Source organism: Prochlorococcus marinus CUG1435 (assembly GCA_017644375.1).
Taxonomy (GTDB): Bacteria; Cyanobacteriota; Cyanobacteriia; order PCC-6307; family Cyanobiaceae; genus Prochlorococcus_A; species Prochlorococcus_A marinus_AH.
Genome location: JAEPLP010000001.1, coordinates 358,575 through 374,442, shown reverse-complemented (window position 1 = coordinate 374,442; position 15,868 = coordinate 358,575). Strand labels below are relative to the sequence as shown.

Annotated in this window: 19 protein-coding genes; 12 read left to right on the top strand and 7 right to left on the bottom strand. The window is 31.8% G+C overall.

Annotation, left to right across the window (positions count from 1 at the left end):
- Positions 1–84: 84 nt before the first annotated feature.
- The gene (queF, locus tag JJ844_02250; protein MBO6974499.1) at positions 85–495 is read left to right on the top strand and encodes an NADPH-dependent 7-cyano-7-deazaguanine reductase QueF; all 411 of its coding nucleotides are present in this window, start codon (positions 85–87) and stop codon (positions 493–495) included.
- Here queF and JJ844_02245 read toward each other — a convergent pair.
- The 3 genes from JJ844_02245 to JJ844_02235 all read right to left on the bottom strand — a co-directional run bounded on the left by JJ844_02245 (position 492) and on the right by JJ844_02235 (position 3,753).
- Entirely contained in the window at positions 492–1,778 is a 1,287-nt protein-coding gene (locus JJ844_02245; GenBank protein ID MBO6974498.1) for a cytochrome c biogenesis protein ResB, read from the bottom strand. The two genes, queF and JJ844_02245, sit on opposite strands and share 4 nt — an antisense overlap.
- Positions 1,779–2,435 carry a sulfite exporter TauE/SafE family protein gene (locus tag JJ844_02240; GenBank protein ID MBO6974497.1) on the bottom strand — a complete coding sequence of 219 codons (657 nt, stop codon included), beginning with the start codon at positions 2,433–2,435 and terminating at the stop codon, positions 1,779–1,781.
- 82 nt (positions 2,436–2,517) lie between these two features.
- Positions 2,518–3,753, bottom strand: coding sequence for an FtsW/RodA/SpoVE family cell cycle protein (locus JJ844_02235; GenBank protein MBO6974496.1), 1,236 nt, complete (start codon positions 3,751–3,753; stop codon positions 2,518–2,520).
- A gap of 266 nt (positions 3,754–4,019) precedes the next feature.
- Here JJ844_02235 and JJ844_02230 point away from each other — a divergent pair, with 266 nt between their 5' ends.
- The 11 genes from JJ844_02230 (at position 4,020) to JJ844_02180 (ending at position 11,370) form a co-directional block, all read left to right on the top strand.
- Positions 4,020–4,496 carry a hypothetical protein gene (locus tag JJ844_02230; GenBank protein ID MBO6974495.1) on the top strand — a complete coding sequence of 159 codons (477 nt, stop codon included), beginning with the start codon at positions 4,020–4,022 and terminating at the stop codon, positions 4,494–4,496.
- 23 nt (positions 4,497–4,519) lie between these two features.
- A complete protein-coding gene (locus JJ844_02225; protein ID MBO6974494.1) occupies positions 4,520–5,245 on the top strand; it encodes a F0F1 ATP synthase subunit A in 726 nt (241 codons plus the stop codon).
- Between the two features lie 164 nt (positions 5,246–5,409).
- Positions 5,410–5,655, top strand: coding sequence for an ATP synthase F0 subunit C (atpE, locus tag JJ844_02220; GenBank protein ID MBO6974493.1), 246 nt, complete (start codon positions 5,410–5,412; stop codon positions 5,653–5,655).
- Between the two features lie 68 nt (positions 5,656–5,723).
- Complete coding sequence (locus tag JJ844_02215) at positions 5,724–6,185, top strand: F0F1 ATP synthase subunit B' (GenBank protein ID MBO6974492.1); 462 nt, start codon at positions 5,724–5,726, stop codon at positions 6,183–6,185.
- Positions 6,182–6,694, top strand: coding sequence for a F0F1 ATP synthase subunit B (locus tag JJ844_02210; GenBank protein ID MBO6974491.1), 513 nt, complete (start codon positions 6,182–6,184; stop codon positions 6,692–6,694). Before JJ844_02215 ends, JJ844_02210 begins: the two co-directional genes overlap by 4 nt.
- Positions 6,694–7,236, top strand: coding sequence for a F0F1 ATP synthase subunit delta (locus tag JJ844_02205; protein ID MBO6974490.1), 543 nt, complete (start codon positions 6,694–6,696; stop codon positions 7,234–7,236). The genes JJ844_02210 and JJ844_02205 overlap by 1 nt, the downstream gene beginning before the upstream one ends.
- 30 nt (positions 7,237–7,266) lie before the next feature.
- Positions 7,267–8,784, top strand: coding sequence for a F0F1 ATP synthase subunit alpha (gene atpA, locus JJ844_02200; protein MBO6974489.1), 1,518 nt, complete (start codon positions 7,267–7,269; stop codon positions 8,782–8,784).
- 18 nt (positions 8,785–8,802) lie between these two features.
- The gene (locus tag JJ844_02195) at positions 8,803–9,753 is read left to right on the top strand and encodes a F0F1 ATP synthase subunit gamma (GenBank protein ID MBO6974488.1); all 951 of its coding nucleotides are present in this window, start codon (positions 8,803–8,805) and stop codon (positions 9,751–9,753) included.
- Positions 9,754–9,769: 16 nt separating this feature from the next.
- Positions 9,770–10,096 (top strand): 2Fe-2S iron-sulfur cluster binding domain-containing protein, encoded by a 327-nt coding sequence (locus JJ844_02190; protein ID MBO6974487.1) that lies wholly within the window; start codon positions 9,770–9,772, stop codon positions 10,094–10,096.
- Positions 10,093–10,284, top strand: coding sequence for a hypothetical protein (locus tag JJ844_02185; protein MBO6974486.1), 192 nt, complete (start codon positions 10,093–10,095; stop codon positions 10,282–10,284). Before JJ844_02190 ends, JJ844_02185 begins: the two co-directional genes overlap by 4 nt.
- Before the next feature lie 27 nt (positions 10,285–10,311).
- Positions 10,312–11,370 (top strand): DUF3326 domain-containing protein, encoded by a 1,059-nt coding sequence (locus JJ844_02180; GenBank protein ID MBO6974485.1) that lies wholly within the window; start codon positions 10,312–10,314, stop codon positions 11,368–11,370.
- On the opposite strand, the gene JJ844_02175 is transcribed toward JJ844_02180, so the two are convergent.
- Genes JJ844_02175 through JJ844_02160 form a run of 4 tightly spaced genes read right to left on the bottom strand, consistent with a single transcriptional unit; the run spans position 11,367 to position 15,868 of the window.
- Positions 11,367–13,064: an NAD+ synthase gene (locus JJ844_02175; GenBank protein MBO6974484.1), complete on the bottom strand. Its 1,698-nt coding sequence runs from the start codon at positions 13,062–13,064 to the stop codon at positions 11,367–11,369. The two genes, JJ844_02180 and JJ844_02175, sit on opposite strands and share 4 nt — an antisense overlap.
- Positions 13,061–13,639, bottom strand: a complete 579-nt coding sequence (locus JJ844_02170; protein MBO6974483.1) for a nicotinate-nucleotide adenylyltransferase — start codon at positions 13,637–13,639, stop codon at positions 13,061–13,063. Before JJ844_02170 ends, JJ844_02175 begins: the two co-directional genes overlap by 4 nt.
- Before the next feature lie 7 nt (positions 13,640–13,646).
- Positions 13,647–14,888, bottom strand: a complete 1,242-nt coding sequence (locus JJ844_02165; protein MBO6974482.1) for a GTP-binding protein — start codon at positions 14,886–14,888, stop codon at positions 13,647–13,649.
- Entirely contained in the window at positions 14,885–15,868 is a 984-nt protein-coding gene (locus JJ844_02160; GenBank protein MBO6974481.1) for a DUF21 domain-containing protein, read from the bottom strand. Before JJ844_02160 ends, JJ844_02165 begins: the two co-directional genes overlap by 4 nt.

Below are 15,868 nucleotides of genomic sequence, written 5' to 3'. Positions count from 1 at the left end.
TTACAATTGTAATACTTAAGCTTGTTGAAATTTTTGCAGGTTTTGATCTTTTTATATAGGTTTAGTGAATAAGAACTAAACAAAATGAGTACAACCAAATTAGATGATTCGACGCAAAGACCACTTTATGGTGAAAGAATTATTGAAGAATCAAAAATAATTTGTTTCGATAATCCAAATAAGAAAAGAATTTATGAAATTTCTATCCAGTTACCTGAATTTACATGTAAGTGCCCCTTTTCTGGTTATCCAGATTTTGCAAAGTTAAATATTATTTATCAACCTAATTTAAGAGTCTATGAGTTGAAGTCTTTAAAGCTTTACATTAATAATTTTAGAGATATAAAGATATCCCATGAGGAAGTTGTTAATAGAATAATGGATGATTTAGTGAATGAAGGTTCACCTCACTGGATACATTTAAATGCTGCATTTAACCCCAGAGGGAATGTTTCTATGCAGTTAGATATTTTTAGTGGGCAGAAAAGAAATTAAAAATTTTTTATTTCGTCTGATAATTTAAAAAATTCTTTTTTAAAACCAACTAAATTTTTATTACTAAGGCCTCCAATAGATAACTTTTGTGATTCTTTATTTACCAGAATCCATAATTGGTTTGTTGGTATAAGACTTATTATTGTTCCAAAAATTATTAAGATAAAAGAAAAGTAAATAAATGGTATAGAGGGATCATTTTTAATTATTAATCCACTGCTGGGGATTATTTTTTTAAGAGATACTTTTGAAGAGTTAACTTCTAAAGGATAGTCATTGATATAGAGATTATTCCCGGAAAAATTTTCTATATTCGAAATTTTAAGTGGACCATTTTCATTATCTATTGTTAATAGGAAATTTTTTTTAGTCTCCGATCCTAATTCAACTAAAACTCCCCAAACTTGATTACCAATTTCTGGAATCTCCTTTAATTGTAATTGATAAAGGAGATTATCTATTTCTAAAACAACATTTGATATTGCCCAATCTGCTTGATAAATCGTTAATCCTTTAAACCTGATTGGGTGATTAACTTTGGTTGTTTTTATTTCATTTAAATTTAAATCTTCAGAAGAAAAATTTAATTTTGAAATGAACTGTTTAGGTATGCCATCACTTTCACGTTCTATAGAAAAATCGACTAATTTTACATTGGCTTTTGAGTTTGTGCTCTCATTAACAAGATCTAAAGTTTCTCCCGGCAGTAAATATTGTTCTTTTGATTGACTTGTAAAACTTCCATATGCTGAACCTATAAGTAAAACTATTAATCCGATATGTACAACTAAAGGACCGATTTTTCCAATTAACCCCTTTCTTGCAGAAATATGACTATTAAATTTGTATGTTTTCCATCCTTTTTTTTTAAGTAATAAATCTACTTTTGTTATATGTTCTCCATCTTGATTGATTGGATGACTTGTCGTTAGTTGCAGTTTGCTAAATTTTTTTTCGCTCTTATATTCAATCCATTTTAATGAAGCTTTTAATGAAGGAATTTGCCTCCTGAAACTACAAGCTGCCAGAGAAATGCAAAGAAGAATTAATGTAAATAAAAACCAAAAGCTTGTATATATATGATCCAATTGAAGTTTTAAGACTTTTTCTCCATCTAAAAATCCAAAAATGGGAGCTCTATCGAAATTATCAATATAGAATGTATTGTTACTACCTTGAGGTATAAAAGTACCTATTCCACTTGTAATAGCAATGAAGATTATCAGCGATATAGCGAATCTTAAACTTGATATTTTTAAAATTAGATTCTTAAAAATAATCATTTAAAGCCAATTTGAAAATAAATTTAATAACCCTAGGGAAACTAAAAATATCCCACTTAAAGTCGGAATTATTTGACTAAATTTTCTAAGAGCTAAAAATTGCTTTAAGTTTTCTGCAGTAGCTCCTGCAATGATTAATGGGGTTACTTGGCCTATCCCAAAGAAAAATAAAAAAATAATAGATATTAGCGGGTTTTTAGCTTGCGATACCCAAGCCAAAAGAGTTGCTAAAACTGGAGTAATGCAAGGTGAAGAAGCTAGTCCAAATGTAGTTCCTATGACAAAAGGCGCTATAAATGTTGGTATTTTATCTTCAATTATTTTTATATCAGGTCCATTCGGAAACTGAAACTTGAGAATTCCTAATAAATTTAAACCCATTATTATCGCTATTAGGGCAACAAATGAAGTGTAATAAGATGGAATTTGCCCATATATTTTACCTAAGAATCCACTCGCAGCCCCCAGTGCAACGAGCGAAAAAACTACACCTCCTGAAAAACTAATAAGTTTAAATTTATTTTTCTCTGTTCCGCCTATATAAGCAATTGTCACTGGAAGTAATGATAATGAACATGGCCCAAGACTTGTTAAAAGTCCCGCGCTGAAAACCAAAAATATAGTAAATGGACCTGGACTATTAAGACCATTCTGCATAAGCAGATTACCCTTTTGAGATAATTCTGAAATAACTAAATTAAATGATTCGATAGCTTGAATTTAATCCTTTAAATTCTAACTAATTAAGAGTCTTTCGTGTACTAATCATACCAATGAATCCTGTTGACTCTAATGAACATCTAACTAACATCCCTGTAATAAAAAAAGACGCTATTAATGAATTGCCACCATAACTAATGAAAGGTAGTGGTAACCCTGTAGTAGGCATTGAACCTGTTGCTACAGCAATATGCATTATTGATTGACCTGTCAACAACACACCACATCCGATAGCAACTAATTTTGTATAGTTGTTCCTGCACTTAAGACTAATTCTTAGGCTTATATAAGAGAATACTGCTAAAAATCCTAAGAATAAAGTACACCCCAACAAACCAAATTCTTCCGCAAAAATGGCAAAAATAAAATCTGTATACATGAACGGCAGATACTGTAATTTTTGTATCGACAGTCCAAAACCTTGGCCAAATAGACCACCTGAACCTATAGCTAATAAACTTTGAATCAATTGAAATCCATTTTCTTGTTGATCTTTCCAAGGATTTATAAATGAAGTAACTCTCAGTTTTTGATATTCGTTATTAAGGATGCTGATGCATCCAGTAATTAATCCTATTGAAGCAAATGAGCAAAGAGAGCTAAGTTTTACTCCTCCACATAAACCCATTACCCAAAGAAGAATTCCAGTTAATGATGCAGTACTTAAATTAGGCTGTTTAAGTATTAATAAAATTAATAAACCAAAGGTTAAAATTGAAATTAATTTTTTATCATTCTTTACTAGATTCCAATGTGCGAAAAGATTAGAAGCTTCAAGAATTAGAAAAGGTTTAATTAATTCAGATGGCTGCAGACGTAAATTGCCAAGCACTAGCCATCTTGAAGATCCATTAACTGTAATTCCAGTAAGATTGGTAAGGAAAATCAAAAAGATTAAAATATAAAAAATAATTCTTGAAAACTTTAAAAGATTTCTAATGTTTGTATTTAGTACGAAATAAAATAAACCAATTCCTGGAATTGTCCAAATGATTTGTTTTTTTAAGAAGTAAGCCCAATTTCCCATTTCCCTACTGGCTACCCACCAACTTGATGATCCTAGTATGCATATTCCTAATATTGACCAAATTCCAATGATGACAATGAGGATTTTTGCTTCATAAGGCCATATGTCCCAAGGTAATGGAAATATATAATCTGTTAAATTGCTGAAATGTTTTTTGTCATTAGAACTAAAGGTTTTTTTTCTTTTAGCAATTCTTTTATATTTTATTTTTTCTTGACTTATCTCCAATTTTTTAGATGTATATTTACTATTGAGCCGTTTAATTGAGATTTTGCCAAGTCTTTTATTAACGTTTTAAAGTGTTAACGCAATTAAAAATATGACTTTTCACAAATTTTATTGTTGAAGAATCAAGTAAAAAAAGGACTACAGATTCATCATAAATCTTAAGAATTAATTTTTTATAAAAAAAAACTAGCTAAAGGTCACCTCTCCGTGATAGATTCCGTGAGTTTATATACTTACTTAAAACCATTCAGAGGGGTTTCTAAACTATGTTCACATCAGTGGACTCAAATAGAAAAAAACTTGAGCATCCTTCTAATGAGAATGTTCAATTTCCTCAATCCCTGAATAATTCGATCATCAAAGAAAGTAAATCTGGCATTGCCAATCAAATAGATCATTTGCTTTCCCAAAATGATGAATACACAAAATTGCAATTAACAATTTTTGGAATTACTTTTATTGTCTCTATTTTATTAGCATCAATAACTGGAATTTTTCTAGGTTTTACTTTTGGTTTTAGTATTTTTATAGGAGCAATTGCCGGCATTTTTTACCTACGTTTGCTTGCCAAAAGTATAGGGAAACTTGGTAAAGAATCATCAGGTGTATCAAAATTGCAACTATTAGTTCCAGTTTGCCTCTTTATTTTTGCAAGCAAGCTAGGATCTTTGGATATTTTTCCTGCGATGATAGGTTTTTTCATTTATAAGCCTTCACTCATTCTTTATTTTTCTCGTTCTTAAGTAAATTTTTTTATTCAAAACAAATGTTTTTTAATTCCTTGCTAACAAATTTTGCAGCATTAGAAGTTGGTCAACATCTTTATTGGCAAATTGGAAATATCAGACTTCATGGGCAGGTATTTTTAACATCTTGGATTTTATTAGGAGCGTTATTAGTTTTTATTTCTTTAGGAACTAAAAAAATGGAAAATGATCCTAAAGGCCTTCAAAACCTGCTTGAGTTTCTCTGGGATTACATAAGAGATCTTGCTAGGACGCAAATAGGTGAAAAAGTATATAGAGATTGGATGCCATTTATAGGTACTTTATTTTTATTCGTCTTTGTTAGTAATTGGGGAGGAGCTTTAATTCCTTGGAGATTGATTAAGTTACCAAGTGGAGAATTAGGAGCACCTACTGCAGATATTAATACAACTATAGCCTTGGCTTTATTGGTTTCACTTTCTTATTTCTATGCAGGTTTAAGCAATAAGGGTTGGAGATACTTCGAATATTATGTTCACCCAACTCCGATTATGCTTCCTTTCAAAATTCTAGAGGACTTTACGAAACCTTTATCACTCTCTTTCAGGCTATTTGGAAATATTTTGGCTGATGAACTTGTTGTTGGTGTTCTAGTCTTTTTAGTTCCGCTAATTCTCCCAATACCTGTTATGTTCCTAGGATTATTTACTAGTGCAATTCAGGCATTGATTTTCGCAACTTTGGCGGCCTATTACATAGGAGAAGCTGTTGAAGAACATCATTAGCTGTCTTCCAATACATTCAGACGCTTTTACAAAGGGTCTGTAATCTGGCAAAATATCTAATCGCGTAGGTCTGAAAATATCAGACCCATTCTTAAAACAAAGGATGTCCAAGCGTGTATGACAACAAAGATTATCACAAGTATTAAGCTCTTTATTTCAAAATTATGGATTCGATTACTTCCGCTGCATCAGTTGTAGCTGCTGGTTTAGCAGTTGGTCTAGGTGCTATTGGCCCAGGTCTTGGACAAGGTAACGCAGCTCAAGGTGCTGTTGAGGGTATTGCCCGTCAGCCAGAAGCTGAAGGTAAAATCAGAGGAACTCTTCTTTTATCTTTCGCTTTCATGGAGTCATTAACAATTTACGGATTAGTTGTGGCTTTGGTACTACTTTTTGCGAATCCTTTTTCCTAAAAGTTAATATTGCTTCTAATCCTTATTAGCAATATTTAAATTTAATTTTTTAACTTCAACTAAAACATATGTTGGCCTTTAATTTTTTTGGTGCTACAGAAGGTGGATTATTTGATATAAATGCCACTTTGCCACTAATGGCGATACAAGTAGTTGCACTTACTTACATATTAAATTCTCTCTTTTTTAAGCCTGTTGGCAATGTTGTAGAAAAAAGAGAAAAGTTTGTAAGTAATAATATTATTGAGGCCAAAAATAAACTTTCTGAGGTTGAAAAATTAGAAGCTGATTTATTAGCTCAGCTTCAAAGTGCTCGTACAGAAGCCCAAAGAATTGTGAGCGAAGCTGAAAATGAGTCTGACAAGCTTTATAAAGAAGCACTAGAACTTGCTAACAATGAAGCAAATGCTTCAAAAGAAAAAGCAAGACTAGAAATTGAAAGTCAGACGTCTGCTGCTCGTGATCAACTTTCTAAACAGGCTGATGATCTAAGCGAACTTATTGTTAATAGATTGATTCTAGAAAAATGAATTTAACTCTTTTAGCTACAGAAGGTTTTGGATTGAACTTCAATTTATTCGAAACTAATATCCTTAATTGGGCTGTAGTAGTTTTCGGCCTTTATAAATTTTTGCCTGGTTTCCTAGGTAAAATGCTTCAAAAAAGGAGAGAAGGAATCCTTCTTGAATTAAAAGATGCTGAAGAGCGACTACTAAATGCAACTCAAGCTTTAGAAAAAGCGAAGAAAGATTTATCTTCAGCAGAAGAAAAAGCTTCTCAAATAAAAGCAGATTCCCTTAAAAGATCTGAATCAATCAGAATGGAAAGTGAGAAAAAAGCTATAGAGGAGATGGCACGAATTAAACAAAGTGCAATTTCTGATGAGAGCTCTGAAGCATCCAGAGCAATTTCTCAACTTCGAAAAGAAGCTGTTGAACTGGCAATTAAGAAAGCCTTAGATTCTCTCCCAAATCGACTTGATAAAACAACACAAGAAAATTTGGTAACTCAATCAATTAATAATATTGAGGTGAACTAATGCCACTTTTAAATTCAGTTACTACACCATACGCAGAGGCATTACTTCAAGTTGTGAATGAAAATTCGCAAACTGAAGAGATGGTTTCTGAGGTCAAACAACTCTTGGAATTAATAAATGATTCCCCTGAATTGGAGAAGGCACTATCCTCCCCCATTTTAGAGACAGATGCTAAGAAGAAAATCATTATTGAAATTTTTTCAAATAAAATTAATTCTTCTTTACTGAATTTCTTAAAATTATTGGCCGATAGGCAAAGAATTGGAATCCTTACTTCAATTCTTGATAGGTTTTTAGAGATTTACCGAGAAAATAGTAATATTGCTTTGGCAACTGTTACTTCTGCAGTCGAGCTTACTGATGAACAGAAAGGTTTAATTACCAAAAAGATCATCAATATTGCTGGTACAGAAAAATTAGAACTTGTAACTAAAATCGACCCATCACTTATTGGTGGTTTCGTCGCCAGTGTAGGATCAAAAGTAATTGATGCTTCTCTTGCTTCACAAATTAGAAAACTTGGCTTATCTCTTTCCAAGTAACTTTTAAATCAACCTTAAATTCTTAAATCCATGGTATCTATACGCCCTGATGAAATCAGTTCAATCTTAAAACAACAAATAACTGATTACGACCAATCTGTAAGTGTTAGCAATGTAGGAACTGTTCTGCAAATCGGTGATGGCATTGCGAGAATATATGGCTTAGATCAGGTCATGGCAGGTGAGTTATTAGAATTTGAGGATGGTACCGAAGGTATAGCTTTAAATCTTGAAGATGATAATGTTGGAGCTGTTTTAATGGGTGAGGCACTTGGTGTCCAAGAAGGAAGTAACGTTAAGTCCACAGGAAAAATAGCATCTGTTCCGGTTGGTGAAGCAATGCAGGGGAGAGTTGTTAATCCTCTCGGACAACCAATAGATGGGAAAGGAGAAATTCCAACAAGTGATACTAGATTGATTGAAGAAATGGCTCCTGGAATAATCAAGAGAAGATCAGTGCATGAACCAATGCAAACAGGTATCACATCTATTGATGCAATGATTCCTGTTGGAAGAGGTCAAAGAGAATTAATTATTGGTGATAGACAAACTGGAAAATCTGCGATTGCTATTGACACAATAATCAACCAAAAAGGTCAAGACGTAGTTTGTGTTTACGTAGCTATTGGTCAGAAGTCAGCATCAGTAGCAAACATCGTAGAGGTTTTAAGAGAGAGAGGAGCCCTTGACTATACAGTCGTAGTAAGTGCAGGAGCCTCAGAACCAGCTGCTTTACAGTACTTAGCACCTTATACCGGTGCAGCAATTGCTGAACATTTTATGTATCAGGGTAAAGCAACACTTGTTATTTATGATGATCTAACGAAACAAGCTCAGGCTTATAGACAAATGTCTCTTCTTTTAAAAAGACCACCAGGAAGAGAGGCTTATCCAGGAGATGTTTTCTACCTACACAGTAGATTGTTAGAAAGAGCAGCAAAACTTTCTGATGCTATGGGAGGGGGATCTATGACAGCTCTTCCAATTATTGAAACTCAGGCAGGGGACGTTTCTGCTTACATTCCAACTAATGTTATTTCAATTACAGATGGACAAATATTCTTGAGTGCAGATTTATTTAACTCAGGATTAAGACCAGCTATTAATGTTGGTATTTCTGTTAGCCGAGTTGGAGGAGCCGCTCAGACAAAAGCAATTAAAAAAATTGCAGGAACTTTAAAATTAGAACTCGCACAGTTTGATGAACTAGCTGCTTTTTCTCAATTTGCATCTGATCTTGATGAAGCAACACAGCAACAACTTGAACGAGGCAAAAGACTAAGAGAGTTATTAAAGCAACCTCAATTCTCTCCACTGAACCTTGCAGAACAAGTTGCAGTTGTTTATGCAGGAGTTAAAGGTCTTATAGATGAAGTTCCTGTTGAAGACGTTACTAAATTTGCAATTGAACTTAGGGAATACCTGAAGTTAAATAAAGCGGAATTTATAGAAGAAATTCTTAAAGAAAAGAAATTAAATGATGGATTAGAAGCGACACTAAAAGAGGTGATAAATGAAGTTAAATCATCAATGCTTGCCACAGTTTAAATTTATTTAGGAGATACTATGGCAAATCTTAAAGAGATTAGAGATCGAATCGTTTCCGTTAAAAATACAAGAAAAATAACGGAGGCTATGAGACTTGTTGCAGCTGCAAAAGTTAGGAGAGCTCAAGATCAAGTTCTTAAAAGTAGACCTTTTGCAGATAAACTTGCACGAGTCTTAGAAAATATTCAATCAAGAGTACAATTTGAGGCTGTCGACTCTCCTCTATTATCCAAGAGAGAAGTAAAGAGTATCTCCTTGGTTTGCATAACTGCGGATAGAGGTTTATGCGGTGGTTACAACACAAATATTATTAAAAAGGTAGAAATAAGATACGCAGAATTAGTCAAACAAGGTTATCAGCCAAATTTAATTTTGGTAGGGAAGAAAGCTATTGGATATTTTCAAAATAGAAAGGATAGATATGTAATTAAAAGTACTTTCAAAGAACTAGAACAGGTACCCACAGTCAAGGACTCCGAAGGAGTTACAAATGAGATTTTAGCTGAATTTCTTTCAGAAAATTCTGATAGGGTGGAAATTATTTACACGAAATTCATTACTCTAGTTAGCTGCGCGCCTGTCGTTCAAACACTATTGCCACTTGACCCACAAGGAATTGCTGAGGAAAACGATGAAATTTTTAGGTTGACTACAAAAGATAGTAAGTTACTTGTTGAAAAATCAAATATTGAAAAAAGTGATTCAGAGAAATTACCATCAGATATTGTTTTTGAACAAAGTCCTGATCAACTATTAGATTCGTTATTACCATTATATTTACAAAATCAGGTACTAAGAGCTCTTCAAGAGTCAGCAGCTTCAGAACTCGCTTGCAGGATGACCGCGATGAATAATGCGAGTGATAATGCTAAAGAATTAGCAAGTACTTTGAATCTAACCTATAACAAAGCTAGACAAGCAGCTATTACTCAAGAAATATTAGAAGTTGTAGGAGGTTCAGCAGTTTAGTAATTAGATTTAGGATATGCCTGAATACAATATCAAAGTTCAATTTGAGCAAAAGACTTTTAGTTTTTTATGTTCTGATGATCAAGATATTATTTCAGCGGCAAAAAATAATGGAATAGATTTACCAAGTAGTTGTTGTTCAGGAGTTTGTACAGATTGTGCATCCATGATATTGGAAGGATCTGTAGATCAAGAGGATGCGATGGGATTAAATGATGGTTTAAGGGAAAAGGGCTTTGCACTCTTATGTGTGGCATATCCTAAGTCAGATTTGAAGATTGTTATTGGTAAAGATGTCGAAGATGATTTATATAATGATCAATTTGGTAAATATCAAAAATGAAATTAAGTTCAGTTGATTATTATTTAGATTGGCCAGTTTCAATAAAATTAAAAAATTTAAGGAAATTCATCATTGCAAATTTAGAAAAAAAAGGTGATTTAATTCGATGGTCAATTGTTGATATTCAAAATTCTATTGACTCTTTTGGAACAAAAAAACTTAAAATTAAAGCTGTCTTAACTAATTAAAAAATATAAATTGAAATATTTTTAATAATGGAAAATTCACCAACAATATTTATTGTTCCAACTGGTATTGGTTGTGAAGTAGGAGGTTTTGCTGGGGATGCACTTCCAACCGCTAAATTATTAGCATCGGCAAGTGGATGTTTAATTACTCATCCAAATGTTATGAATGGCGGCACTCTTTCTGAAAAAGATAAAAATATTTTTTATGTTGAAGGTTATAGTTTAGACCGACTTGCTAAAGGAGAAATCGGTTTAAAAAGGGTAAAGCAACAGAAAATTGGAATAATTTTTGATTCAGCCATTGAAAAAGAAATATTAGTTAGACATTTACAAGTTGCTGATGCATGTGTTTCTACTTTAGGTATTAATATTCATTCTTATGTGATTACAAAAAAGCCATTAAACATAGTTATTGATCATGATTCCTCAAAAATCAGTGGTGGCATAATTGAAAATCCTGATGCTCTAATTGATGCTGGAAAATGTTTAATAGAAAAGGGAGTTACGGCAATAGCAATTGTGGCAAGATTTCCAGATGATTCAGATTCTTTAGAGACAAATATCTATCGAGAGGGGAAAGGGGTTGATCCTATTTCTGGAGTCGAAGCAGTTATAAGTCATTTAATTAGCAAATTTTTAAAAGTTCCCTGTGCTCATGCACCTGCTTTAAATCCAATTGAATTGAATGAAAATTTAGATCCTCGTGCAGCTGCAGAAGAAATAGGATTCACCTTTTTACCTTCAGTACTGATTGGGTTAAGCAATGCACCTGATATTGTTGAATTGCCCGCTAAAAATGAATCAATCTCACTTCACCCTGATCAGATTGAATCTATTGTTGTTCCTAATGGAGCACTAGGTGGAGAAGCAGTACTAGCAGGGATTGAAAAAGGTTTAAATATTATCTCTGTAAAAAATCAAAATACATTAAAAGTGACAAATGAGTTTTATGATTATCCCAATCTTTTTGAAGTGGATAATTATTTAGAAGCTGCAGGCATAATTCTTGCTATCAAAAAAGGTATCAATCTTGATTCAGTTAAACGGCCTTTAAAAAAAATCCAACAGTTTTTTTATTGTGATTAATAAGATATTGCTATGGGAACTCTCCAGTCACTTCCTAATGATTGGCTGCTCAGTTTTAGGATTGGAGGGGCCTGCTTTCTTTTGAATTCCGCTTTTTTTATGAGTGAGATAATTTTTAAAATTAAATCTTTTTTATAACCATCTTCTTCTAGCTGTAGTAAATCTTTTTTCTCTTCAATAATTCCTTTAAGAATATTATCTAAAATAGAATAAGGCGGGAGAGAATCAGTATCTAATTGATTAGGACCTAATTCGGCACTTGGAGCTTTCGTGCGGATATTTTCTCCAATTATATTTACATTAGTATCTAACATATATGACTTTCTATGATTTATTGATTCTTCACTATCAAGCCAATTGCATAATTTAAAAACATTAGTTTTATATAAATCCCCAATTACCGATAATCCCCCATTCATATCACCATAAAGTGTGCAATATCCTACAGCTAGCTCTGATTTATTTCCTGTTGAAAGTAATAAATGCTTTTCTTGATTTGCTAAAGCCATCAGAAGCGTTCCTCTGATCCTTGATTGAATATTTTGATTTGTTATTTCAGCCATTTCGAAAGATATGGTTTTTATAAAAGATTCTTCAAAAGAATTCATTAGGTTTTCAATTGGGATGCTATTGAAATTTATTTTTAATCTCCTTGCTAAATCTTTTGCATCACTTTTTGAATGAGATGAGCTCCACTTGGAGGGCATTGAGACGCAATAAATATTATTACTGCCAAGAGCAGCTGTCGCAATTGCTGAAACTAGTGCTGAATCAATGCCACCACTTAGTCCAATTAAAGCTGTTTTAAAACCGCATTTTTGAGCATAATCCCTAACCCCAAGGACTAATGCATCAAAAATTGATGATATTTCAGATTGTTCAAATTCTTTTTTCTCGGGTATTGTTTGCTCAATATGCCAACTTGAGAGGTCTTCTGAAAAAGATTTCAATTGCTTAATTTTAGATCCATTCTTATCAAGAATAAAACTATTTCCATCAAAAATTAAATTATCATTTGCACCAATCTGGTTTACATATATAAGCGGTACTTGAAGATATTTAGCAGCAAAACTGGAAACTTTGGATCTTAGCTCTAACTTTTTGAAGGTATATGGGGAAGCCGATAAATTCACTAAGATATCAACTTTTTTTTTCTTTAAATCAGAAATAGGATTTTCTTTATGAATTCCTCTACCTTCTATATTTTTGTTGACCCATAAATCCTCACATATAGTAAAGCCAATTCGCCAAGTTTTATTATGTATTTCTTTGGTTAATACGGAAACTTTTTCTTCTGATCTAAAGTATCTTTTTTCATCAAATACTTCATATGTAGGAAGAATAATTTTTCGAGCAATTATTTTCCACTCACCTCGCTCCAGCAATGCAATAGAATTATAAAGATTTGGGAAAAAAGAATCATTTATTATCTCAGCTATACCGACTGTGATACTCAAGTTTCCATATTTTTTATTAATAACTAAAGCTAATTGGTCAAGAATTTGATATTGATTTTTGATTAAATTATTTTTTAGAAGTAAGTCATTTGCTGGATATCCCCATAATGACAATTCTGGAGTAAGAACTATATCAGCAGAAATTTTGCTAGCTTTCGAAGCAGCATAAAGAATTTTTTTTGCATTACCCTCTAAATCTCCAACAACTGGATTAATTTGAGCAATTAAAAACTTCATTCAACTAATTTAGTGGATTCATATAAATTATTCTCTCTAACAAAATCTATTAAAGACGGTGGTAAATTAGAATAATTAAAATTTAATCTGAACTTAGAACTTGAAATGTTTGGGATTTTTATGGATGAAATCTTAAATTTCACATTATAAGTTTCTAACATCTTAAGAGTATTTGATTCAACAGAATAACCTTCTCTTAAAATTATAAAAAAACTTACCTCTTTAATAATTTTTTCAAAATTTTTCCAGCAGAAAATATCTTGAATTAAATCACTCCCAATAACGAAATCTAAATTATCAATTTCATAAATTTTTTTACATTTTTTTATTGACTCTACTGCCCATTTGCTGGTGACACTTTGATTAAATAAAATTTTATAATCATCTAAATCTTCAATAAGAATTTTTAATAATTTGCTACGGATTGCGATATCCTCTTTATGCTTTTTTTTCGGATTGTTACTTACATAACAAATGGTATGAGCATATATTTTGGATAATTCTTCTAATATTTTCTCATGTCCAATGGTAGGTGGATCTGCACTGGTACCAAATAATGCAATGCTTTTTTCCATTTAAGTTTCAAGGAAGAATGTTAACAAAAATATTTTTAAAATTTCTATTTGAAAAATAAATATTTATATGGTTAAAAATCTCTGAGTCATTAAAATTCATATTCTGGATCAGAATAGCAGGCTCTATGAAAGAAGCTTTGCTTCTTATAAATATCTCTTTTGCTGCTATTTTCCCAAGAGTTTTTGTTGAATACACCGCGATTGCTGCTTGAATAATTGCTATGGGTCCATAAGGTAATAATGAAAGCCCGTTAGTAAAAGGTGCTGTTAATAGAATTACTTTCTTAATTAGATTGAAAGAGGTATTGACGCCGACTTGAGTGACTCCCAAACATAAATTATTAATGGATATATTTTTAAATATTTTCTTTGTAGATTCACCTTTAAACTTTAAGCCATAAATCTTACTTAATTCGTTAATCAATGCAGTATCTAGTGCGAAACTACCAGCAACATCAAAAAAAATAAAAGGATTAAGAGCTACTGCGGATGCCTTTATAGTCGAAAATTTACCAATAGTTGATTGAACTAATTTCTGCCTTCTTTTCAATCTTTGTTCTTTTAATCGCAGAAAAAATTTGTCAGCTGATTGAATAGAATTTAGTGTTAATAGTATCTCACCATATTGATTGATTAATTTTGCTATGTAATTTTTAAGATTGTTTCCATTATTAATAATTATTGGAATATTTAAATCTTTAGGAAGCTTAAACTTTATATTTTCAATTATTTCTTTTAATTCATTTTTATTAAATAGATCGATTTTGTTTAAAATTAAAATAATTTTTTTTCCATCTTTTATAAAAGATTTGATTTCGTTTAACTCATTTCTATTTAAATCTCCCGAAACTATAAAAAGAATAAGATCTGAATGATTTATGTAAGAGTAAACTTTATCTGGAGATTTAATATTGCAGAAATCAAATCCTGGAGAATCAAGTAACTCTAAGCTATTGAGTGTTTGATCTTTAAGATTACAAATTTCCGATTGTATTTCTTTTGTGGTCCCATTAATAATATCTGTTTTGAATATGTCTTTTTTTAATAAAGAATTTAAAACAGAGGATTTTCCTACACCTGATTTACCGTATGCGCCAATTCTTATTTTTTTTTCTTTGAGTCTTAAAAGTTGTTGATTAAAAGAAATTATTTCTCTATTAAAAAAACTTTTTTCATAATTGGTAAGATCAATAGTCTCCCACCATTTTTTTAAAAGTAAATAATTTTCTTTAATTTTAAATTTTTTCATAATTTATTCTTCCACCAACCGGCTAATACAGATAACACAGCTTCTGCACCAATAATTCCCACGAATCCCCCGAATTCATCTACTACTACTTTCACTCCTTTATGATCCTTGTCAAATTTAGTTAATAATTGATCTGCTTTAATCATTTCGGGAATGTAGTCCACAGGTTCGCAAATTTCTGATAATAATTTTTTATTTTGCCCATTAATTAACTCTGCCAACATTTTTTCACGCTTAACTACGCCTTGTATTTTGTCAACTTTATCTCCCAAAATAACCCACCATGGAGAGCTGTCAGACATTATAAGTTTTGAAATTTCATCAAGATTTGAAGACCCATCAAGACAAGGTGCCGATACCCTAGGGGTCATTAAGTCTTTTGCTTTTAAGTCATTTAATTGAAAAACCTTAAATATCATTGCTGCCTCATCAGCCTCTATAAAACCTTTTTGACTTCCAATTTTTGCCATTTGTCTAATTTCTTCTTCATCAGTTGAAATTTCGTTTTCTGCTGTAATAACAGGAAATATCTGTTCAATTAATATTAAGAATGGCCTCATTAAAGTATTTAATATTCGCAAGATAGGAACAGATAGCAGTGCTATTTGAATTGAAAATCTTGTGCCAAGAGCTTTTGGTAGTACTTCTCCTACTAAGACAACTAGTATATAAAAAGCAATTGAAAACAGAGTTAATCCATAACTACTATTAATTACCAATGCTCCATATACACCTAAAATAAGACTTCCAATTATGTTAAATCCATTATTAGTAATAGTAATTACAGTTAATGTCCTCCCAAGATGTTTTCTAAGTTTAAGGAGTTGATTTGCAGAACTTTTTGGTTTTTGTTTAGAGGCTATCTCTAGAATTCGAATTGAATTTACAGCTAAAAAAGCAGCTTCTACTCCCGAACAACATGCTGATCCAATTAAGATAATAATTACAAGAACAACTAAACCGTAAACACTTGGTTCCAT